The organism is Kordia sp. (assembly GCF_045105435.1).
GTDB lineage: Bacteria > Bacteroidota > Bacteroidia > Flavobacteriales > Flavobacteriaceae > Kordia.
Genome location: NZ_JBGCDL010000369.1, coordinates 1 through 23,333 on the forward strand (window position 1 = coordinate 1; position 23,333 = coordinate 23,333).

Below are 23,333 nucleotides of genomic sequence, written 5' to 3' on the forward strand. Positions count from 1 at the left end.
TATTTTTTCTGATGATATGCAAATGAAAGCGATTGCTGATCAGTTTGGTTTTGAGAAATCGATTCAAATGGCAATTCATGCTGGCGTTGATGTATTAATGTTTTCAAATCATATTCCGATGAAAGGTCGCGGCATGATTCTCCCGAAAGATATTATTGATATTGTAAAGAAGATGATTGCTGATGGAGAGATTTCAGAGAAACGTATTAACGAATCGTATCAGCGTATTTTGAAGTTTAAGAAAAATCTTTGATTTTTTAGATCGCTGTGCTGTTAGATATTAGACCGCGCTATGCGCTTTTAGAGCGCACTTGCGTGCTGTTAGATGCTAGAACGCTTCACTTCGACTTCGCTCAGTGTGAACGCTTTTAGACTTGTGTATTGTGGTGTCGGATTTTTTAAATATAAAAGTTTTTTCTGATGCTATTTTGTGGAATTTAATGATGTTATTTACTTCCTTTTAATCAATACATTTATTGTACTTCTCGATACTAAATTATTTCAGAATTTCGCTCTAAGTGATGCGTTGTGATTCTTAATATGAAAATGTTTAAAACGTCATTACGAGAAGTTTACGACGATGTAATCTACTTCCTTTTAATCAACGATCTCATAGTACTTCTCGATATAATTTTCTTCATTTCATTACGAAAATTACTCGAAGTGACGTCTGAAAATAAATAGTGAGTCATTAGTATTGAGATATTGCAAATTTCAATTCTAGATTTAGAAAACTAAAATGGTTTTTAGCGTCATGCTGAACTTGATTCAGCATCGCATGAAGTTAGGTTTGTCGCCATGGGAAACCGAATCAAGTTCGACTTGACGAATGTGGAAATTTTATATTCAGAGTTTCATATTAAAGTTTCAAAGTACTTCTCGATACAAATTTCTTATCAGAAATTTACTCGAAGTGACGTTTTGAAATACAACTACTATGATTATAGGTTTTTGATTCTTGTCTAAATGAAACGAACAAATTGACAAATCAATAAAATAAACTCAATCTAATAACAAATCTATTCACAAAAAAAAGCTCCTCAAACTGAGAAGCTTTTTATATGATTGTAAAAAACAGTATTCTTTTTAAATTCTTGCGTCAGCAAGAGTAAGTCTAAAAGCATTGCGATCTAAGAGCGCAAGCGGTCTAACTTCTAACAGCACATATGTGCGGTCTAATTAAACCTATTTCCCTTTCGCCTTTTTCTGTGCTTCCGCTTGTTCCATCATCGTTTGCATTTTCTTTTGGAAACGATTCTGCTTCTTCGGCTTCTTTTTGTTTTCTTGAATTCGTGCGTGAATTTTTTCATCATCAATGATATATTTCTTGATCACTAACATGATTCCGATTGTAATTAAGTTGGATACGAAATAGTATAAACTTAATCCACTCGCGTAGTTGTTAAAGAAGAATAACATCATTAGTGGTGAGAAATACATCATGTATTTCATCATTTTACTCATGTCTGGCATTCCATCTTGCTTCGGTTGTTGCATTGAATTCATTTGCTGACCTGTTGTCATTCTCATATAGAAAAAGATAGCAATAGAAGCTAGAATCGGGAATAAACTGATATGATCTCCATATAACGGAATACTAAATCCTTCTGGGAATTGGTAAATTGTATCATACGACGATAAATCTTCTGCCCATAAGAAACTTTTTTGTCTGAGTTCAAATGCAGATGGGAAAAACATGAATAACGCATAAAATACAGGAATTTGCATCAACGCAGGAATACAACCTGCCATTGGACTGACGCCTGCTTTTCCGTATAATTTCATTGTTTCTTGTTGCTTCTTCATTGCATCGTCCTTGTACTTTGCGTTGATTTCGTTCACCTCTGGGCGAATTACTTTCATCTTGGCCTGTGACAAGTATGACTTGTATGTGATTGGCGAAAGTAATAATCGCACCATAATAGTCATTACAATAATGGCAATACCTGCTGGTAAGAATGCACTTAATAATCCGAATAATGGAATTAAGAAGTAACGGTTTATCCAACCAAAAATCCCCCAACCTAATGGTACAATTTCATCTAAGTTTCTGTCATACGCTGAAAGTGTGTCATAATCGGTAGGACCATGATACATATCCATTGCATAGTTTAATTCGCCACCTTTTAACTCTAGTGGAATAGTAGAACTAAAGTTCTTTAAAAATTTAACATCTTTCTCAGCCATTTCGCTGTCTACAATGTTTTCCGAAGTAATATCTGCTCTTCTAAAAGGTATATCTGTTAATAAGATAGAAGTAAAGAAATGCTGCTTATACCCTAACCAAGTAACTCCTTTAGGTTTTTCCTCATCGGTCATTTGCCCTAGGTAGCTATCTTTTCCATCTTCGTATTCGTAGTGTAAATCTGTATAACGGTTTTCATACGTTACACTTTTTGCATGTCTGAAACTTTTTAGTTTCCATTCCATGTTTACAGGTTGACTTGCATTGATGAATCCGTTAAGTCCTTGCGAACGCACGGTAAAATCCATCATGTAATCATCTTTTAATTCGTATCTGTATTCTAGGAATTTGTCGGCAGCAACTTTCAGTTTCATCGAAAGTACTTTTACACCATCAGTTTCTGTATAAGTTGGCTCAAAAGGTGCATCTTTTGTATTGATTACACGATTATCAGCTGTTGTTAGGTTTAACCCGAACGATGCGTTTCCATCTTTTACAAGATATACAGGTTTTTTGTCATACGTTTCAAGCTTTTCTACTTTTCCGTTATCTCTTTTCCCTTTGATTAAGGCTTCTACAATTTGTCCTCCTCTGTTACTTATTTTCAGGGAAATTAAATCGTTTTCAATCGTAGTTACCTCATCTAAAGAAACTTTTCCTGCGTTGAAACCAAATGCACCTGTAGCGTTTTTGTATTTAGCCACTTGCGTGGAATCATTTAAATTTAAGGTAGCAACTTCTGGAACTTCCGTTTTTGGAGTCGTAGTTTTTGTACTATCGGTTGCGACTTGTTCTGTTTTTGCCCTTTCAGCTTCGGCTTTTGCAGCTTCTTCCTCCGTTGGTTTTACACTGTTTAACCAAAAAACTCCAATTAAGGCTATTAGAGCAAATCCTATTAATTGTTTGTAATCAAACTTATTTTCTTCCATTTAATCGATAATTTATGCTAATCTCACTAAAAGATTTCTATCTGTTTTACTAGACTTCTTTTTTGTTTTTTTGTTACTCAAAAAGGCAACCAATTTTTATTTTTATGCCATAGTGGCATTTTGTTTTTTCTCTGCATGTACCAACGCTGCTTTTACAAACGCTACAAATAGTGGATGCGGATTGGCTACTGTACTTTTGTATTCAGGATGATATTGCACGCCTATAAACCATGGATGTGATGGCAATTCTACTATTTCTACCAAACCTGTTTTTGGGTTGAAACCTGTAGCAATTAATCCTGCATTTTCTATTTTCTCTTTATAATCATTATTGAATTCATAACGATGGCGATGACGTTCTAAGATCATCGATTTCCCGTAAATGTCGTGTACTTTGCTTCCTTCTTTTAGTTCGCATTCCCACGCACCTAAACGCATTGTTCCGCCTTTGTCTGTGACTTCTTTTTGCGCTTCCATCAAGTTAATTACTGGACTAGCTGTGTTCGGATTCATCTCCGTAGAGTTGGCACTGTCTAAACCTAATACGTTTCTTGAGAATTCAATTACTGCCATTTGCATACCTAAGCAAATTCCCAGGAATGGGACATTGTGCTCACGTGCATATTGAACGGCACGAATTTTTCCTTCTATTCCACGATCTCCAAATCCTGGCGCAACTAAAATCCCATCTAAGTTTTTAAACTTTTCGGCAATGGTTTTTTCGGCAATGTGTTCTGAATGAATAGATTCTACTTTTACTTTGATTTCGTTTTCTGCTCCTGCATGAATGAACGCTTCTAAGATAGATTTGTATGAATCTTGTAATTCTACATATTTTCCAATGAGTCCGATTGTGACTTCATTTTTAGGATTTTTTAGTTTGGTTAGGAATTTATTCCAAGTTGTTAACGCTGGTGTTCCTTCGTCTACCAAATTCAGCTTCTTCATTACCACTGCGTCCAAACGTTCTTCCAACATTAAATTTGGCACATCATAAATGGTTTTTGCATCGATAGACTGAATAACTGCTTCACGTTTTACGTTGCAGAATAAAGCTAGTTTGTGACGTAATTCTTCTGAGAGTTCATGTTCCGTTCTACACACTAAAACATCTGCTTTGATTCCGCTTTCCATTAAGGTTTTTACAGAATGTTGCGTTGGTTTTGTTTTGAGTTCGCCTGCGGCAGATAGATACGGCACTAAGGTTAAATGAATTACCATTCCATTGTCATCTCCTAATTCCCACAGTAATTGACGAACAGCTTCTATGTACGGTAATGATTCAATATCTCCGACAGTTCCTCCAATTTCCGTTATAACAATGTCGTAGTTTCCTGATTTCCCAAGAATTTGAATGCGTTCTTTGATTTCGTTTGTAATATGTGGAACTACTTGCACCGTTTTCCCTAAGAATTCACCTCTACGTTCTTTTTCTATCACACTTTGATAAATACGACCTGTAGTTACATTATTTGCTTGTGAGGTAGGAACATTTAAAAAACGTTCGTAGTGTCCTAAATCTAAATCGGTTTCTGCGCCATCATCCGTTACGTAGCATTCGCCATGCTCATACGGATTTAGCGTTCCAGGATCGACATTGATGTATGGATCTAGTTTTTGAATGGTAGTTCTGTAACCTCTTGCTTGGAGTAATTTGGCTAATGAAGCCGCAATGATTCCTTTCCCCAAAGAAGAAGTAACACCACCCGTAACAAATATGTATTTGGTGTTTGCCATTATAGTAATTGTGTGTTGTGTTGTTGTTGTATTTGGCGGCAAAAGTACAAAGAAGAATTTATAAATAATAAAGGTTGAATAACTATTTTTCAAGTGTATTCAACCTTTATATTTTTTTTCTGATAAAACTGATTATCAGCATGCTATGTTTTGCAAAATCACACTAAACTATGTAGCATTGATTTTTTGGCAATTGTATTAGGCGTTTGCTTCATCTTTTTTATCCTCGTTAGGTTTTACAAAACCAATAGCTGTATTGATGACCGTATCTAGGATACTATTTTTTAAATGTCCTAGTTTTATTTTGGAAACACCTGCAGCGTAGAGTCCTTTCAGTACTACTAAATCCTTTTGACTTTCTACTAACCACTTATAATCATCAAGTGTAATGTTACCTTCGGCAAGTAGTGTTGTCCAACGTTCTAACTTTGCTTTAGATGCGTTTAAAAAATCTTGCACATCTTTTTTTGACTCATCTTTTAAGTCGTCAAATTTAGAACCCATCAATCCTAATAGGTTTCCTTTTAATTCTTTCAATAAATCTTTAAAGTCCATATTTTATATGTTGTTATGTCGTTATTGTATTCCTAACATTCCTTTCAGTCTTTTTTCTGCGGCAGGATCTTTTTTTCCTTCGTATTGTAGAATTAAATCCAAGGCTTCAACTGTTTGTCCTTTTGCTTCGTTGATAAAGAAAGTAGATAGTGTTCCTTTGTCTTTCCAACGTTTTAAGAATCCTGCGATGAAGTTTTTATCTGGATTTGCTATCATTTTCCACATCGCGTAACTTATGGTATTGTCTGGTTTGTTTTTTTCATATTCAACCATTTTTTCTAATTCCGCTTCAAAGTTATCTATCGCTGCTGTTTGCGAATCGTAAGACATCGTGGCTTTTGCCATTAATCGCGTAGCATCTACTTTTATTTCTGTTCCTTTTTGATAGGAATATTGGTCAAAAGCAGCCGTACGAAGTGACGCACAAGAGGTTACTAATAAAAATGCCAATGCGCTTAGATACATTGCATAATAACGTGTTTTCATATTTTGAATGTTATGTAAGGTTAAAATAATTCGTGTTGTACTCTTTTGATCGCGTTTATATGATACTGAATAACTTTTAATCGTCCTTCACGCGTCATTAAGATAGATTTACATTCTTCTTCATTATCCATAAAGAAGTTTTCGGTCAAAATGGCTGGCATTTTAGTGTGTTTTAGCACATAAAAGTTTTTTTCTTTGTCTAAATCACCGTCTGAGAAATCGGTACGCAATCTTCTATTTGGAAATTCTCTTTTGAATTCTTCTCCAAAAACAGTTGCAATTGCATCACTTCTTGTATTCCGAACAGAGGTAAATATTTCGCTTCCATGTCCGCCACCAGCATTTGAGTGTACACTGATATAGAAACAGTTTCGAGAACCGTATTTATTGGCTCTTCGCACACGTGTTTGCAAAGTTACATCTCTGTATTCTGGTGCTAAGTTTTCATACGGAATACCAAGTGTAGTGAGTTCTTCAATAATTCCATTGACGATGGCTCGATTGAATTCGCCTTCAAATAGTTGCGTGCCATCATTCCATATAGGAGAACGTTTTCCGGGTGTTTGGTATTGTCCGTTAATTAATCCTCCGTGTCCATTGTCTAGTAATACGATCATAGTTATGTGTTTTAAACAAAAAATCCCTTCAAAATAACTAATAAGTACATGTTTTACTTATTGAATTTATGTAAAAGGGGAATTCTTAAAGGTATGGAATATTTTAAAATTAGCGAAAGGGGAAAAACACCTTTTCCGTCCTTGCAGGTTAAATGTTCGTTAATGTTGTATTGGATTTGTGAAGTTTTTAAGAGTTGATTCCGCAGTAGCGGGAAAAAGCATTCTACTCTCTTTGTTAGGAATATGAAATTTTAGCTACTGCTTTTCAAAGTGTTTTTGAATATTGCGAATCATCGGTTCTAAACCATTGATTTTGATATCGAGCATTTGTTCGAGTTGTTTTCCTAGTTTTCCTTTGGGAAATCCTTTTTGTCGATACCAAATTAGGTAGCGTTCAGGTAAGTTTACTAAATACCTGCCTTCGTATTTACCGAAAGGCATTTTGGCGTGCGCCAATTCTATGAGCAATTTTTGTTGCGCTTCTTTGTTAGGAAAATCGGTCATTTGCAGTTACAGATCACTTGTACTTGTTGTATTTTTGAAGTTCGCGCGCTACTTGTTCTTGCCACTTTATTTGTCCTGTATAATCTCTGGAATAGTCCGAACCATTGTCATACGCATTTTGCATTTCTCGTAGTTCTTTGTTGACTTGGTCGTAGATTTTAGCAATTTCTTGCTGAATGTTTTTAGTGAATTTTGTGTTAGCAATTCGTTTTCGAAATTTTCGCGCATGCAACTCCGAAATATCAAAATGTAATTGTTCGTGTCCTAATACAGTATCATTTACGCGCTCTTTTAAATACCACGATTGCTCTGGATAAAATTGCGCTTTAACATTAGTTGTATATTCTATTTTATCACTATTAGAATACGTTTTTGAACTAAAACCATAAGTAATTCCGGAAGCGGTAATGGCTACGGCATCCGAATCGTAATCGGGTGCATCTTTAAAATTTCCCCAATGTAGTTTCTGCGCTTTTGACCACGTAATGACTTCTTCGTCTTGAACGAGTAGAAAAATACAAAGTATGCCTAAGAGTCTATACATTTACTTCCAATGAAATTCAACAATTTTTTCAATATCTGGATGAAGACTGTAATGTACAGGACAGGTTTTCGCTGTGTTTTCTAGTATTTTCTTGGTTTTGTCGTCCGCTTCAAAAGGCAAGTGAATTTGCACTTCTATTTTTGAAATTCGTCTTGGATTTGAAGCCATTGTTTTGGTAACTTCTGCGGTGGTGTTTTCCATATTTACACCGAGTTGTCCTGCTTTAATTCCCATTACTGTCAACATACAACTTGCGAGTCCTGTCGCAACAGTATCTGTAGGCGAGAACGCTTCTCCTTTGCCATTATTGTCTGTAGGCGCGTCAGTTATGAATTCATTTCCAGATTTTATGTGTGTAGAAACCGTTCTAAGGCTTCCAGTATACGTTACTTTTGAAGTCATGTTTTGCATGTAAATTTTATTATTTAACTTCTTTAACATCTAGTCCATCGTATCGTACGATATAAACACCTTGATTAAAGAAACCGCCAAATGTTTTTTTTCTGTAGTCAAATTTATTTTCTACATAGTTTGTTTCTGTTCCTGTTCGAACACTTTTTGCTAGGTTTTGATCGTATACTAAACGGACTAAAACATCGAACGTAATATCAAATCCTCGCGTGGCAATTCTACTTGGAGAAATACCATATAATGCTTTGTATTCTTTTACAAATTTATTTTCTAGTGACGAAGGTTTATCTATAGAAGGATAATGAAAGTTAAGATTGGCTAAGTGACTGTAATAGATGTTTTGACTGTTATCGTATTTACTACTTTTATTCGTTGTTAATAATACAATTTTACGTTTGTCGGTTGTTGCATACGAGTTTAGTACCGAAGTTACATTTGCTATTAATGATAAGTCATCCGTTTCTAAAACCACCCAAGTTTCCATGTCTTGTTTCAGATGTGGAAGAATTAAAGCAGGTTTAATATAGTTTCCTTTTTCAGGATTAAAAACTGTATGATTTGGTAAAATAGATTGCAACGTAGCTTTTATACTCGCTTTCGTTTTATCTGCAATGATGATTACATTTTTATCTTGACCGTTCTTTTTTAAGAACTCCAACATTTTTTTCTCTAGTAATTTTTTGTCTGGAATTGTTTGAAATACGTTTCTGTGCTTCACTTCTTTATTTGTAAGTGGAGAAAAGACAGAAATTCCATCTGATTTCAACTCAGAAGCAACAATATCAACATTTGAATCTAAGATTGGACCAATGACTGCATGCACATCTGTAAAATCATTTTCTGTGATGGCAGTACGAGTCGTTCCTTTTTTTCCGCCATTGTCTATCACTTTTACATTCACTGAGAATCCAAGTTTTTTAATAGAATCTAACGCCATTAATGAACCTGTGTAGAAATCAGTTGCATATCCTAATAGTTTGTCTTTTTTGAGTTTTTCTTTTGTCTGACTAACAGAATCCATGTCCATTTCGTCCAACTTAAACGGCAACATGATAACAATATTAGAAACATTTTCAGGATTTGCATTTTCCAAGAAATTGAATTTATCAACAATGACAGCATCAATTACTTCCAAGTCAGTATTTTCTTCTGTTTTGGCAATCGGAATTTTTAAAACCATTCCGGCTTTTAAACCATCTTTTAAGGCTGGATTTAGTAAAATTAATTCATCTTCCGAGAATCCTAATTTTCGCGTAAGCGTATACATCGTTTGCTTTGGCTTTACATCGTAAAACACATACTTTTCCACACTTACTATTGCTGGTTTTTCTGAACGAATTGGCAATTTTATTTCCTGTCCAATTTTTAAACCATCTTTAATTTCCGGATTGATTTCTTCTAGTTCTTCGATCGTAAGTCCGTAACTATGTGCAATTCCCCATTTCGTTTCTTTGGCTTTTACCGTATATATTTCAAAAGAAGGTTCCGTGTTTTTTGTTTCTTCTTCTTTATTGTTTTCCGCAGTTTCTTCTTTTGCCGGTCCCTTTTTAAATTGAGGAATGGCAATACGATCTCCTTTTTTTAAGCCTTCTTTAGCAACTTTTTCATTATACTTTAGAATGTCTTTTTCGGTAATACCATATTTTTTTGCAATACCATACAGCGTTTCCTTTCTTCTTACTTTATGATTGGTAAACGTAACATTGACATCTGTAGCTGGCTTAATCGATTTTGATGGAATGATAAGCATGCTATTTCTACGAACACCTCTTCTCGCTTCTGGGTTCAGTTTGATAATGTCATCTGGATTGATGTCGTACTGTTTGGCAATACTTTCCAACGTTTCACCTCTTGATACTTTATGACTTTTGTATTGTTGTGCCGTTGCAGAACAACTTGTCAATAAAATCACTAAAAAAAATCCTAAAAACTTCTTCATTCTCTGTTCTTAATTAATTATTCCCATTCGATGGTTGCTGGCGGTTTTGAGCTAATGTCGTACACTACTCTATTAACGCCTTTTACTTTATTTATTATATCGTTCGATACTTTTTGTAAAAATTTATAAGGTAAATCTACCCAATCGGCTGTCATACCATCTGTACTTTCTACCGCACGCAATGCCACTACTTTTTCATATGTTCGTTCGTCTCCCATGACTCCTACTGAGTTTACAGGTAACAAAATTGCGCCTGCTTGCCATACTTTGTCGTATAAATTCCACTCGCGTAATCCGTCAATAAAAACCGCGTCAACTTCTTGTAATATACGAACTTTTTCCGCGGTGATATCTCCTAATATTCTAATTGCCAATCCTGGCCCTGGAAATGGATGACGACCTAATAATTGTTTGTCCATTCCCATAGAAGCACCAACTCTACGAACCTCATCTTTAAACAATGCTTTTAGTGGCTCTACGATTTTTAATTTCATAAAATCTGGCAAACCACCAACATTGTGGTGACTTTTTATGGTTGCACTTGGTCCGCCTGTTGCACTCACGCTTTCTATCACATCTGGATAAATAGTTCCTTGTGCCAACCAAGTTACATCTTGTATTTGTGTTGCTTCATCATCAAATACTTCAATAAATACACGACCAATGGCTTTTCGTTTTTTCTCAGGATCGCTCAGTCCTGCTAGCGCATCCAAAAAGCGTGCCGAAGCATCTACTCCTTTTACATTGAGTCCCATACCTTCGTACTGTTTTAGTACGCCTGAAAATTCATTTTTACGTAATAAACCATTGTTTACAAAGATGCAATATAGGTTTTCGCCAATGGCTTTGTGTAATAACATTGCGGCGACACTTGAGTCAACTCCGCCAGATAAGCCTAAGACAACTTTGTCATTTCCAAGTTGCGCTTTTAAGTCTGCTACCGTTTCGTCAACAAAGGCGTTTGGTGTCCAATCTGGATTTACATTGGCAATGTGTACTAAGAAATTTTCCAGCAATTGTTTTCCATCTGTGGAATGATATACTTCTGGATGAAATTGAATTGCATACGTAGTTTCTCCTTCTATTTTGTACGCTGCATTTTCCACATCGTGCGTGCTTGCCAATAATTTTCCGTTGGTTGGTAAATTTTTGATGGTATCACTGTGACTCATCCACACTTGACTTCCTTCTGAAATTCCAGCTAAAAATGGTTCACTTTCTTCTACAAAACTCAAATTTGCACGTCCATATTCGCGTGTATTTGATTCGGCAACTTCTCCGCCAGAAAAGTGTGCTAAATATTGCGCTCCGTAACAAACAGCAAGCATTGGTTTTTTACCGCGAATGTCTTTTAAATCTGGATGAAACGCATTTTCAGAACGTACAGACATTGGGCTTCCCGAAAGAATGACTGCTTTGTATTCGTTTACGTTTGTTGGAATTTTATTGAATGGAAAAATTTCGGAATAGATGTTCAGTTCTCGAACTCTGCGCGCAATTAGTTGTGTGTATTGCGATCCGAAGTCTAAAATTAATACCTTGTCGTGTTGCATACGCAAAAGTAGTATTTAGATTTTAGATTTTAACACTTCAATTGAAGATTTTTTTATAGGATATTCACAACGGTTTTTAGCACTCTTTTTTAAAGCTCCAACACCAAAAATTCACCCGATAACGGTTGCAAATGTGCTACTAAAGTTGGAATTAAGGTTTCACCATATTCTAAATATAATTCTGAGAAGTTGAGTTGACGTTCTTGCAGTGATTTGTTAGGAAATAACAATTCTTGCAATTCAGTACTTCTTGAAACTTTGTCTTGCAGACCTCTTTTTTGAGCGGTCAACAAACGTTTTTCTAAGTGTTGTAAACCGTTGAGTTGCTTTTTTTCTTGTGCAGCTACAGCGCCAAGAAAGGATTTGTCAGTTTGTTCGGCAAGTTTGTATAAGTGTTTAAATTGTTGTTGCAAGTGCTGTTTTTGAGAAGAAAAATCAATTTCAATGTCACTTAATTCTTTTACTTTTTTGTTTACAAACACATCTCTTTTTAGGAATAAGTCACGATTAGAAATGTTGAGTTTTTCCATCTTTTCCGATTGTTTCGCCGTTTTTACAACTGCGGAGTTTCGCAATAACAACATAGGAAAGGTTACGTTTACGGCTTCAAAATACGTTTTTAATTCGAGCCAATACGCCAATTCTCCGCCACCACCAATGTAACAAAGGTTTGGCAGAATGATCTCTTGGTACAACGGACGCAATAATGCATTTGGTGAGAAACGCTCAGGATGTGCATGAACTTCTTGTTTTATTTGCTCTGAGTTCCATCTCACGGAAGTGTTATTTACTGTAAAAACACCATCGTTTTCAATAATACGTTCGCGAATTCCGTCATTGATATAGAATAAGTTTATTTCTCTTGGATTGACTTGAATTTTGTATGATTTGTTGACTTTCGTCAGATTGTTGGCAGTTTCCAACACTTTTTTGTGTGCCGTTTGTTGAAACAACTCGTTTTCTACAAACGGAATGAATAGTCTTTTTAGTTCCGTATCATTTCCATCCACAATGACCAAACCGTAACGCTTGAATAATTCGTTGGCAATATAACGCGTCGCGTCCGTAAGATTGTTGTGCTTTACATATCCATCTTCAAAAAGCGATTGTAAGTATTTGGCATTGTTGCTGTTTCCTAATTTTTCAGCAAATTCTTCAAAAACTGCTTGCAATCCTTCTGTTGATAATTCGCCAACTGCGCCACTTGCTTCCCGATTCCAACGTACTTTTTTGCCTTTGTAATTGAAGTAGCAGATTTCGTCAAAGTCATGATCTTCCGAAGCCATCCAATAAATAGGCACAAAATCATATTGCGGATGTTTTTCTTTGAGTGTTTCCGACAAATTAATGGTAGAAATAATTTTATATAGAAAGTACAACGGACCTGTGAATAGGTTTAATTGATGACCTGTTGTAATGGTAAATGTATTTGAATTGGCAAGCTTTTGAATGTTTTGCAACGTTTTTCCGGAAGCGGCTACAGCTGCATATTGTACTGTTATTGCTTTTGACAAAATGGCTCTTTGTGAAGTATCTGTTAAACGAGATTGTTGTTTTTCTAGAATTTGCGCTTCAAAGTTTTCTAGTTTCGGAAAACGGTGATAAAATGGTTTTAGCGAATTATTTTCGGCTAAATAATCACACATTATCGGAGAAAAATATCCAGTTTCTTGGTACGAAATACATTCAGTTGGCATAGTGGGTCGTCAGAATTTTAAAGTTGCAAAGATAAAGTTATTTGAATGCGATTTTCTCAAAATTTCGTTAAGATATTCTTTTTCAAAATTATATTGGTTAGCTTTGATGTATCTATAACTTATTCAATATAATGAGACGACATTTTTTTACTTTACTTTCATTTTTAATTATTTCCACTACTGTTTTTTCACAAAATATTCAATCGCCTGACGAGTTTTTGGGTTATGAATTGGGAACACGATTTACCAATCATTTTCGTGTGGTTGACTATTATCAGTATCTAGCGAAAGCTTCTAATATGATTCAATTGGAAGAATATGGACGTACAAATGAACAACGTTTGTTGCAAGTTGCGTATGTGTCTACGGCTGAAAATTTAGGGAATTTGGAAAGTATTCGAAAAAATCATTTGGCAAATGCGGGAATTGAAAATTCGTCCGCTTCCGCAGATAAAGCCATTGTTTGGTTGAGTTATAATGTGCATGGAAACGAATCGTCAAGTACAGAAGCTTCCATGAAAACGATTTACGAATTGATTACTTCCAAGAAAGCTTGGTTGCAAAATACGGTGGTGGTTATAGATCCGTGTATTAATCCGGATGGACGTGATAGGTATGTAAATTGGTACAATCAAGTTGCAAGTGTTCCTTATAATTCGAATCAGAAAGCAACTGAACATAACGAACCTTGGCGCCGAGGAAGATCAAATCATTATTTATTCGATTTGAACAGAGATTGGGCTTGGGCAACACAAGTAGAAACGCGTCAACGCTTGAAAGTGTATAATAAATGGTTGCCACATATTCATGTCGATTTTCACGAGCAAGGTATTAACGAACCGTATTATTTTGCGCCTGCCGCAGAACCTTTCCATGAAGTAATTACCGATTGGCAGCGCGATTTCCAAATTCAGATTGGAAAAAATCATGCAGGTTATTTTGACAAAGAAGGTTGGTTGTATTTTACACGCGAACGTTTCGATTTGTTTTATCCGAGTTACGGAGATACGTATCCTACTTTTAATGGTGCGATTGGAATGACGTATGAGCAAGCAGGACACGGACGTGCAGGTTTGGCAATTATGAATGATGAAGGTGATTTGCTGACGTTGAAAGATCGAATTGCACATCATCATACAACAGGATTGTCAACCGTTGAGATTTCTTCAAAGAATGCTGACAAGTTGAATACGGAGTTTAAGAAATTTTTTAGCGAGAAAAATTTCACCTATAAAAGTTATGTGATGGAAGGAAATCAAGATCGCATCAATAAATTGACTGAATTATTAGACAGACACGAAATTAAGTATGGTTTTACGAATACGACTGTAAAAGGATTTGATTATGAAAGTGGTTCACAAAAATCGAAAACTGTTTCTAATGCATTGGTTGTAAGTACCAATCAGCCAAAAGCAAAAATGGTAAAAGTATTGTTTGAACCAAACGCAAAATTGAGCGATTCGGTTACGTATGATATTACCGCTTGGAGTATTCCGTATGCGTATGGATTGAAAACGACGGCTTCTAAATCACTTGTTAATTCCAATGTTGAGCAAAAAGAAAATTTAATTACATTTCAAAATAGTAACGCACCTGCGTATGTTGCACGTTGGAATTCGGTGAAAGATGCAGCGTATTTGAGTAAATTATTACAAAACGGAATTCGCGTTCGTTTTAGCGAGAAAGGATTTACTTCTAACGGAGAAACATTTGAAAGAGGTGCTTTGATTATTACTAAAAGTGATAATAAAAATACAGATCAATTTTATAGAACAATTGTTGACTTGGCTAAGAAGCATCAAATTTCTTTAACGAGTCTTGCTTCTGGTTTTTCAGATAGTGGAATCGATTTGGGTTCGCCAGATGTGAAAGAAATTAAAATGCCAAAAGTAGCCGTGATGTTTGGAAAAGGCACAGAATCGTTAGGTTTTGGTGAACTTTGGTACTTTTTTGAGCAAGAATTAAATTTCCCTGTTACGAATGTGAATGCTGCTAATTTTTCATCGAATACATTAAATTCATTTAATGTGTTGGTCTTACCTGATGGAAATTATGATGAATTATTTGACAAGAAGCAATTGCAAACTTTGAAAAATTGGGTTTCCCGCGGTGGAAAAGTAATTGCCATGAAAGCTGCTTTGCAAACTTTTGAAGGGAAAGATGGTTTTGGATTGTCTAAAAAGAAACAAGAAAAGGAAGATTCGGATGAAATTATTTCGTATGCAAAAAGTGAACGTATTGGTATTTCTAATTATATTACGGGTGCTATTTTTAAAACGAAAGTAGATACGACACATCCGCTTGCTTTTGGATATGACGATTCATATTTCACCTTGAAGTTAGGAAGTGCTGCATACAGTTATTTAAAAGATGGTTATACAGTAGCGTATTTGGAAGACAATAAAGTAATTTCAGGTTTTGCAGGTCATAAAGCCATAAAAAATATTAAAAACACCTTGATTTTTGGAGAACACAGAATTGGAAATGGAAGCATGATTTATATGGTAGATAATCCAATGTTTAGAGCATTTTGGGAAAATGGGAAACTGTTTTTTGCCAATGCAATTTTTATGGTGAATAATAATAGTTTTGAATTGTAGCTCGCTTTGCTCGCAGATTTTAGACCGCTTTGTTGTTAGACCGCGCTTTTGCGCTGTTAGATATTATTACTGTTGCTTGATAGTTTTAACGTTATAAATGCTTAAAAATTACCAAATGTCACTTTGAGAAGTATTTTGATGTAGATTTAACATTCAACATCTAACATTAAGCCTTTAGTATAAAAGAAACAGATTGCTTCACTTTGTTCGCAATGACGTTTCAAATAATTTCAATTTTAAACTTAATAAGAAGCAGATTACTTCATCGAAAACTACTCGTAATGACGTTTTAAACACTTCTACATTCAAAATTAAGTATTCAGTATTCAGTATTCGATATTCACCATTTCAAAGCACATCTCAATGCTCAATACTAAAATCTCAAAACCAATTAAGCAGGTTCCCCATACAAATCAAAATCAGCAGCTTCTATGATTTTAACATCCACATATTCACCTTGCTTTACGTAATGTTTTGCGGCATCAATTAAAACTTCATTATCCACATCTGGAGAATCGAATTCGGTACGACCTACAAAATAGTTTCCTTCTTTACGATCTATAATACATTTGAAGGTTTGTCCAATTTTTTCTTGATTCAGTTCCCAAGAGATTTGCGACTGAATTTCCATGATTTGATTCGCACGATCTTGCTTCACTTCTTCTGGCACATCGTCTTCCAAATTGTATGCATGTGTGTTTTCTTCGTGCGAATAGGTAAAACATCCCAAACGTTCAAAACGCATGTCTTCAACCCATTTTTTAAGTGTTTGGAAGTGTGCTTCTGTTTCTCCAGGATACCCAACAATCAACGTAGTACGAATGGTCATATTCGGAACTGCCGCTCTGAATTCTTTTAATAATTTCGTAGTTTTTGCTTGATTGGTTCCACGGCGCATCGATTTTAAGATATCATCTGCAATGTGTTGTAATGGAATGTCTAAGTAGTTACAAACCTTTGGCTCGTTGTTCATTACGTCTAAAACGTCCATTGGAAAACCTGCTGGAAATGCGTAATGCAAACGAATCCATTCAATTCCTTCCACTTTTACCAATGCTTGAAGCAACTCGGCTAAGTTTCGTTTTTTGTATAAATCTAAACCATAATAGGTTAAATCTTGCGCTATTAAGATTAGTTCTTTGACACCTTTTGCGGCTAACTTTTCAGTTTCAATCACCAACTCTTCAATTGGTTTTGATCTGTGTTTTCCTCTCATTAAAGGAATCGCACAGAAAGAACACGGACGATCGCAACCTTCTGCAATTTTAAGATATGCATAGTTTTTTGGTGTCGTTGTAATTCGTTCACCAATCAATTCGTGTTTGTAATCTGCACCAAGTGCTTTTAACAAGCGTGGTAAATCTGACGTTCCAAAATATTGGTCTACATCCGGAATTTCCGCTTCTAAATCTGGCTTATAACGCTCACTCAAACAACCTGTTACAAAAACTTTATCGACAACACCTTCTTCTTTCTTTTGAACATAATCTAAAATTGTATTGACACTTTCTTCTTTGGCGTTATTGATAAATCCACACGTGTTGATGACCACAATGTTTCCTTCCTCTTCATGCGCCACTTCTTTGCCATTGGCTTTCAATTGTCCCATCAAAACTTCAGAATCGTATACATTCTTAGAGCATCCAAGTGTTACGACATTGATCTTGTTTTTCTTTAAAGTCTTTGTTCTCATATCAAAAAAATCAGTGGGCAAAGATACAATCTAATTTAAACCTTTGGCATATTTAACAGTCTTAAAATAAAAACCTTTAAAGATGAACCGATTTTTTTCACTATTTCTACTATTTTCTGTATTATTTTTATCGAATTGTTCTTCAGAAGATGTAGATGAAATTCCACAAGAAGAAATCATTGAAACACCTGAAACTGTTGACACTTCACTGTATTTTCCACCGTTAAATTCAACGACTTGGGAAACGACTGCTATTACAGATTTGAATTGGAACACAGCTCAATTACAGCCACTTTTAAATTATCTTGAAGAAAAAAACACCAAAAGTTTTATGATACTTCATAAAGGGAAAATTGTTGTTGAAAATTATTTTGATGATCATACAGAAACATCTCCTTGGTATTGGGCAAGCGCAGGAAAAACATTGACTACAGCTGTTGCTGGAATTGCACAAGAAGAAAATTTGGTTGACCTCAACGCGAAAGTCTCTGACTATATTGGAACTGGTTGGACAAGCGCATCGTTAGAAAAAGAGAACTTAATTACCTGCAAAAACTTATTGACTATGACTTCTGGTTTGGATGATAGTTTTGGTGATGGAATTTCGCCAAATGATTTACAATATGTTGCTGACGCAGGAACACGTTGGGCATATCACGGTGTGTTTTTAAAAATGCAAGATGTGATTGCTTCCGCTAGCAATCAAACATGGGATGATTATTTTACTACAAAATTAAAAAACAGAATTGGTATGACTGGCGCTTGGATTCAAACAGGAAATACCAATGTATATTGGAGTACCACTCGAAGTATGGCGCGTTTTGGTTTGTTAATTGCTGCTGATGGAAGATGGAGTGAAACACAGATTATTCCTGAGAATTTTCTAGCGGAAGCGACAACAACTTCACAAAACATCAATAAAGCGTATGGTTATTTATGGTGGATTAACGGACAATCTACTTATCGTTTGCCACAATCGCAATTAGAGTTTTCTGGCGAATTAATTCCAAATGCACCTCAAGATATGTTTTGCGGGTTGGGCAAGAACGATCAAAAAATCTACATTGTTCCGAGTAAAGATTTGGTTATTATCAGAATGGGACAAACAGCTGATAGCTCAAATTTTGCACTTTCTAATTTTGACAATGAACTTTGGGAACAGCTAAATTTGTTGATTGATTAATTTCAAAATAAAAAAAGCACACTACATTTTGACTTCGCTCAATGTTTGGTGTGCTTTTTTTAAGATCTTATGTTTTTAATTATGATAGATCGTTGTCTTATAATCTCCATCATATTTATAATGTACTTCTCCTGTATGACCACAACTTGTTGTAAAATGCATTTTCCATGTTCCGCCTCTGTATAGTTCTTTTCGAGTGATTTTATATCCGCTTGAACAGAGTTTTTTTAATCTTACTTTTGTTTTTTTAATGGCAATTTCTTTCCCTTTTCGAGTTTTGTACTCACGTACATCTTGGGTATGACCAGGATTTCCTTGCGCATTCATTGATAAACTAAAAAATAAGGTAACTAAAAGTCCTAAGAAAATTGGTTTTGCTTTCATAATGATATTATTTTATGGTTAATGCAGTAGTAGTTACCAACTAGCATGCCAAAAACATTTAACCATCTTTTTAATTTACTCAAAATCAAATAAACACACTGACTTCCAGTATTCTAAACTACTCTTCTAATCCCTTGTAAAACCTAAGAAAAAGCAATACTTTCATTACAAAAACAGAAACCACAATACTATTTCGTTTCTTTGTATTAAATTAATTTTTAGTTCATAAAAAAGTCGCAGATAGTTTTGAATCAGTATGCTAACATAACGATTTTTGGGATTAGCGGACTTGGTGCAGATAAACGAATTTTTGATTATTTGAATCTTGATTATGAGTTTAAAACAACTATTTTTCTATCTATTCCTTTTAGTTTTATCATGCAAGCTAAAAGATAGTGATAAACACTTGTTTATTTTATCTGGTCAATCGAATATGGTTCGTTTAGATACAGATGTGTCTTTTATACCAACTCTTGAAGCTGAATTTGGAAAGGAAAATATAATTATAGTAAAAGATGCTATGGGAAGTCAGTCTATAAAACGATGGTATAAACAATGGAAAGCTCCTAATGGCAATACTCCTGAATGTACTGGCGATTTATATGATAGACTCATGCTTAAAGTAATTGATTCCATCAAAAATCAAAAAATCACTTCTGTAACCTTTATTTGGATGCAAGGCGAGCGAGATGCACGAATGAAATTTGCTGCTGTATATGAAAAAAGTCTCTTAGGTCTTCATAAACAACTCAGTAATGATATAAACAGAAGTGATGTTAATTTCATTATTGGAAGGTTAAGCGACTTTGATATGGAAAATAAAAAATGGCCACATTGGACGATGATAAGAGATATTCAGGTGAAAGATGGAGCGTCTAATCCAAGATTTGATTGGATAGATACAAACGATCTTAATGATGGATTTAATAAAAAAGGAGATCCCATACAAAATGATCTGCACATGTCTGTTGAAGGATATAAAATCATGGGAAAACGCTTTGCAGACAAAGCAATAGAACTTATAAAAACAAATTAAACAAATAATCTATGCAGGTATAAGCGACAATGAATTTAATAAAGATCATACTCGACAGTTGTTGTATTAAAGTTTTTAGTTTCAGTATTTTTAATTCGTTGTAAAATATTTTTTGCTGATTCAACTCCTATTTTTTTAGCATTTTGAGTAATAATTACTAACGGCTCATAAGATTCTACGAGTCGTTGAGCACAAAATCCAGCTATAATAACCTCACCATGCAAGCTATTTATATTCAGCTTTTTAACAGTGCTTATCGCTTTTAAGACAGCTTGTTCGTTTACCCCTAAAATACCATCAATAGTTGGATCGTTCTTAAGTGCAGCTTCCAACTTTTTTTGTAAACTACTAATATCATTAGCTATAATAGTTGTTCCTCTTACTTTATCTATATTCCTTTCAATAGCATCATTAAAACCACGAGTTCTTAATTTTCCGTGATATAGATCATCTATAAGTGAAGCCATGAGTATATTGCTACAGTTTTTTGTATTGATGAGATGTTCTGTGGTCTCAAACGACGCTTCATAATCATTAATAATGACTTTGTCACAATCAATCAATTCACAAATTCTATCAAACATTACAACTGGTGTACCCTGACCTATTAGCGAATTAATATGACTGTATTCATTACTGACTTCTGTCTCTTTTGATGTACAAATGATCAAACCATCTACATAACCATTTGCCATCTTTTTCAAACTTTTAACCTCTTTATCTTTTGATTCATTAGAGATTGAAGTAATGAGTCTATAGCCGTGCTCATCCAAGTATTTTTCAATTCCAACAAATACTTTTGCATAAAATGGATTCAACATATTGGGAATAATTAATCCGATAGTATTGGTATAGCCTTTTCGAAGATTAGCCGCAAAATTATTGGGCACATAATTACACTTATTGGCAAAATCTTGTATCCTTTTTTTTGTTGACAAACTTATTTCCGAACTATCAGACAGTGATTTAGATACAGTTGATATCGATACATTTAATGCTTTTGATATTTCAGATAATGTAGTTCTTGTTTGTATCATAATATTTTAATTTTGTTCATTTCTAAGGTTCTGTTCCCAAGTCCACGATGATTGAATCATATCTTTTAATTCTTTAGTTGCTGTCCATCCAAGCTTTTCTTTAGCTAGGTTTGTAGCTGCATAAAGTTGAGGCACATCTCCTTCTCGCCTTGCAGTAATTTCGTAATTAAGCTTAGTGTTTGTAACCATTTCAAACGTATTAATTACATCCAATACAGAATAGCCAACACCCGTTCCAAGATTAAAAATTTCCAGCTGTTTTTCTTGTTCTTTATGGAGCAATCGTTTTACTGCTAACACATGTGCTTTTGCTAAATCAACAACATGTATATAATCGCGTATTGGTGTTCCATCTTTGGTATCATAATCATTTCCATAAACCCACAATTTATCTCTAATTCCAGCCGCAGTTTGTGTAATGTATGGCATCAAATTATTAGGGATTCCGCTAGGTAATTCTCCTATTTTGTCAGACTCATGCGCGCCAATCGGATTAAAGTAGCGCAATGAAATACTTGAAAATTTTGAATTGGAATTTGTAAAATCATCTAAAATTTCTTCGGCTATTTTTTTTGTGTTTCCATACGAAGAAAAAGGACGTTGTGTTTTGTTTTCTTCTGTAATCGGAAGTGTTTTTGGTTCTCCATAAACTGTTGCAGAAGAAGAAAATATAAAATTATTTATATTGTTTTCACTTTGAGAGAAAAGCGTATTTAATAAATAAGGAGTATAAATTATTCTTATAATATTTTAACGGTTCATTTACAGATTCGCCTACTGCTTTATGTGCCGCAAAATGAATAACAGCATCAGCATCTTTGTGTTTATGAAATACTTTTCCAGTTTCGATAGAATTCTTTAAATCAATTTTTTCAAAATTTGGCGTAATTCCTGTTATTTGATGAATTCGCGCTAAGGTTTTCTCAGATGAATTTGATAAATCATCTAATAGTACTACTTCAAAATTATTTTCAATTAATTCTACTACTGTGTGTGAACCTATATAGCCACAACCACCAGTTACTATAATCTTATTCTTCATTATAAATTATTATAAAATTCGAATTTATGAAATTGATTTCAAAAAAACAACTAGTACCCACCAGTTTGATTTTTAATTTTTTTTATATATTTGATCTATGAGTATCGTTTCAATAAAAGAAAAGTCAGGAAAACCTAAGTATAAACAAATAGTTGCTTCCGTAGAGAACGCCATCATTAATGGTGATTTGAAAAAAGGCGATAAATTACCATCGCTAAATAGTATTAAAAATAGGCACGCAGTATCTAGAGATACAGTGCTAACTGCTTTTAATGAATTGAAAAATCGTGGTATTGTAAAGTCTATTGTTGGAAAAGGATATTATATTGCTAGTGAAAACATTGATATTAATCAGAAAGTATTTCTATTATTTGATGAGTTTAATTCCTTTAAAGAAGATTTATATAATTCGTTTTTAACAAGTTTAGGTTCAAATGTACAAGTAGACATTTTTTTCCATCATTTTAACATCGATGTCTTTGATAAATTGATTCATGATAATGTTGGTAATTATAGTTATTATATAATTATGCCTGCTAATTTAAAAAACACGAATGTTGCCATTAAAAGATTACAAAAAGATAAAGTCTATATTTTAGACCAAACACACGAAGAATTATCTGAATATCCATCGATACATCAAAATTTTAAAAAAAATATATATCAAGGCCTTGTGAAAGGAATATTGTTAATTAAAAATTATCAAAAAATAGTATTGCTGTTTTCTTCAAACAAACAACCTATTGGTATTCTCGATGGTTTTAAACTATTTTGTACTACGTACGGAATTCAACATGAAATTATACAAACACTAGATAATAGAGTACCATCTTCAGGAGAAATATATGTTCTCCTTGATGATAAAAATTTGATTAGAGTCATCAAAAAAGTGAAAAAAGCAAAATTGACTATCGCAGAAGATATTGGGATTATATCTTACAACGATACGTTACTAAAAGAAATAGTAGAAGGCGGAATCACTACAATATCAACCAACTTTAATGATATGGGAAAACGATTGGCTCAAATGATTTTAAGCAATGAGTTTGCACAAGTAGAAAACACAAATGATCTCATTATAAGAAACTCATTATAAGAATTTTTATTCATTAACAAACATACAAGATAAAGGGCTAAACTATTTGGAATTAAAAAGTCCAGCTGGGCATTCTAAAGCGCTAATATGCCTAGATCAAGGCGG

Annotated in this window: 19 protein-coding genes and 1 pseudogene; 5 read left to right on the forward strand and 15 right to left on the reverse strand. The window is 34.3% G+C overall.

Annotated features, from left to right (window positions below; translation table 11 throughout):
* On the forward strand, positions 1–253 hold a 253-nt coding region (locus AB8B65_RS18585), incomplete at its 5' end, for a glycoside hydrolase family 3 N-terminal domain-containing protein (RefSeq protein ID WP_405302785.1).
* A 932-nt stretch (positions 254–1,185) separates the two neighbouring features.
* Here AB8B65_RS18585 and yidC read toward each other — a convergent pair.
* From yidC to bshC, 11 genes are all read right to left on the reverse strand, one after another.
* Complete coding sequence (gene yidC / locus AB8B65_RS18590) at positions 1,186–3,114, reverse strand: membrane protein insertase YidC (protein ID WP_405302786.1); 1,929 nt, start codon at positions 3,112–3,114, stop codon at positions 1,186–1,188.
* A gap of 102 nt (positions 3,115–3,216) precedes the next feature.
* A complete protein-coding gene (locus AB8B65_RS18595; RefSeq protein ID WP_405302816.1) occupies positions 3,217–4,851 on the reverse strand; it encodes a CTP synthase in 1,635 nt (544 codons plus the stop codon).
* Between the two features lie 198 nt (positions 4,852–5,049).
* Positions 5,050–5,406 carry a hypothetical protein gene (locus AB8B65_RS18600; RefSeq protein WP_405302787.1) on the reverse strand — a complete coding sequence of 119 codons (357 nt, stop codon included), beginning with the start codon at positions 5,404–5,406 and terminating at the stop codon, positions 5,050–5,052.
* Between the two features lie 21 nt (positions 5,407–5,427).
* Complete coding sequence (locus AB8B65_RS18605) at positions 5,428–5,892, reverse strand: hypothetical protein (RefSeq protein WP_405302788.1); 465 nt, start codon at positions 5,890–5,892, stop codon at positions 5,428–5,430.
* A gap of 20 nt (positions 5,893–5,912) precedes the next feature.
* Complete coding sequence (locus tag AB8B65_RS18610) at positions 5,913–6,509, reverse strand: N-acetylmuramoyl-L-alanine amidase (protein ID WP_405302789.1); 597 nt, start codon at positions 6,507–6,509, stop codon at positions 5,913–5,915.
* Between the two features lie 255 nt (positions 6,510–6,764).
* Positions 6,765–7,013, reverse strand: a complete 249-nt coding sequence (locus AB8B65_RS18615; RefSeq protein ID WP_405302790.1) for a DUF3820 family protein — start codon at positions 7,011–7,013, stop codon at positions 6,765–6,767.
* Between the two features lie 13 nt (positions 7,014–7,026).
* Positions 7,027–7,557, reverse strand: coding sequence for a DUF922 domain-containing protein (locus AB8B65_RS18620; RefSeq protein ID WP_405302791.1), 531 nt, complete (start codon positions 7,555–7,557; stop codon positions 7,027–7,029).
* Positions 7,558–7,959: an OsmC family protein gene (locus AB8B65_RS18625; RefSeq protein ID WP_405302792.1), complete on the reverse strand. Its 402-nt coding sequence runs from the start codon at positions 7,957–7,959 to the stop codon at positions 7,558–7,560.
* A 19-nt stretch (positions 7,960–7,978) separates the two neighbouring features.
* Positions 7,979–9,907, reverse strand: a complete 1,929-nt coding sequence (locus tag AB8B65_RS18630; protein WP_405302793.1) for a LysM peptidoglycan-binding domain-containing protein — start codon at positions 9,905–9,907, stop codon at positions 7,979–7,981.
* 17 nt (positions 9,908–9,924) lie between these two features.
* On the reverse strand, positions 9,925–11,460 hold the full coding sequence (gene guaA / locus AB8B65_RS18635) for a glutamine-hydrolyzing GMP synthase (protein WP_405302794.1): 1,536 nt from the start codon (positions 11,458–11,460) through the stop codon (positions 9,925–9,927).
* Between the two features lie 89 nt (positions 11,461–11,549).
* A complete protein-coding gene (gene bshC, locus AB8B65_RS18640) occupies positions 11,550–13,157 on the reverse strand; it encodes a bacillithiol biosynthesis cysteine-adding enzyme BshC (RefSeq protein ID WP_405302795.1) in 1,608 nt (535 codons plus the stop codon).
* A gap of 131 nt (positions 13,158–13,288) precedes the next feature.
* On the opposite strand from bshC, the gene AB8B65_RS18645 reads away from it, so the two are divergent.
* On the forward strand, positions 13,289–15,757 hold the full coding sequence (locus AB8B65_RS18645) for a M14 metallopeptidase family protein (protein ID WP_405302796.1): 2,469 nt from the start codon (positions 13,289–13,291) through the stop codon (positions 15,755–15,757).
* A gap of 391 nt (positions 15,758–16,148) precedes the next feature.
* On the opposite strand, the gene rimO is transcribed toward AB8B65_RS18645, so the two are convergent.
* The gene (gene rimO / locus AB8B65_RS18650; protein ID WP_405302797.1) at positions 16,149–17,450 is read right to left on the reverse strand and encodes a 30S ribosomal protein S12 methylthiotransferase RimO; all 1,302 of its coding nucleotides are present in this window, start codon (positions 17,448–17,450) and stop codon (positions 16,149–16,151) included.
* Positions 17,451–17,532: 82 nt separating this feature from the next.
* On the opposite strand from rimO, the gene AB8B65_RS18655 reads away from it, so the two are divergent.
* Entirely contained in the window at positions 17,533–18,633 is a 1,101-nt protein-coding gene (locus AB8B65_RS18655) for a serine hydrolase domain-containing protein (RefSeq protein WP_405302798.1), read from the forward strand.
* A 75-nt stretch (positions 18,634–18,708) separates the two neighbouring features.
* Here the strand turns inward: AB8B65_RS18655 and AB8B65_RS18660 are convergent, their stop codons facing one another.
* Entirely contained in the window at positions 18,709–19,017 is a 309-nt protein-coding gene (locus tag AB8B65_RS18660; protein ID WP_405302799.1) for a hypothetical protein, read from the reverse strand.
* A gap of 331 nt (positions 19,018–19,348) precedes the next feature.
* On the opposite strand from AB8B65_RS18660, the gene AB8B65_RS18665 reads away from it, so the two are divergent.
* Positions 19,349–20,053, forward strand: coding sequence for a sialate O-acetylesterase (locus AB8B65_RS18665; RefSeq protein ID WP_405302800.1), 705 nt, complete (start codon positions 19,349–19,351; stop codon positions 20,051–20,053).
* A 35-nt stretch (positions 20,054–20,088) separates the two neighbouring features.
* On the opposite strand, the gene AB8B65_RS18670 is transcribed toward AB8B65_RS18665, so the two are convergent.
* Both AB8B65_RS18670 and galE read right to left on the reverse strand, forming a co-directional pair.
* Entirely contained in the window at positions 20,089–21,090 is a 1,002-nt protein-coding gene (locus AB8B65_RS18670) for a LacI family DNA-binding transcriptional regulator (protein ID WP_405302801.1), read from the reverse strand.
* 6 nt (positions 21,091–21,096) lie between these two features.
* Positions 21,097–22,132, reverse strand: a pseudogene (gene galE / locus AB8B65_RS18675) (UDP-glucose 4-epimerase GalE).
* A gap of 97 nt (positions 22,133–22,229) precedes the next feature.
* On the opposite strand from galE, the gene AB8B65_RS18680 reads away from it, so the two are divergent.
* Positions 22,230–23,228 carry a GntR family transcriptional regulator gene (locus AB8B65_RS18680; protein WP_405302802.1) on the forward strand — a complete coding sequence of 333 codons (999 nt, stop codon included), beginning with the start codon at positions 22,230–22,232 and terminating at the stop codon, positions 23,226–23,228.
* Positions 23,229–23,333 lie beyond the last annotated feature (105 nt).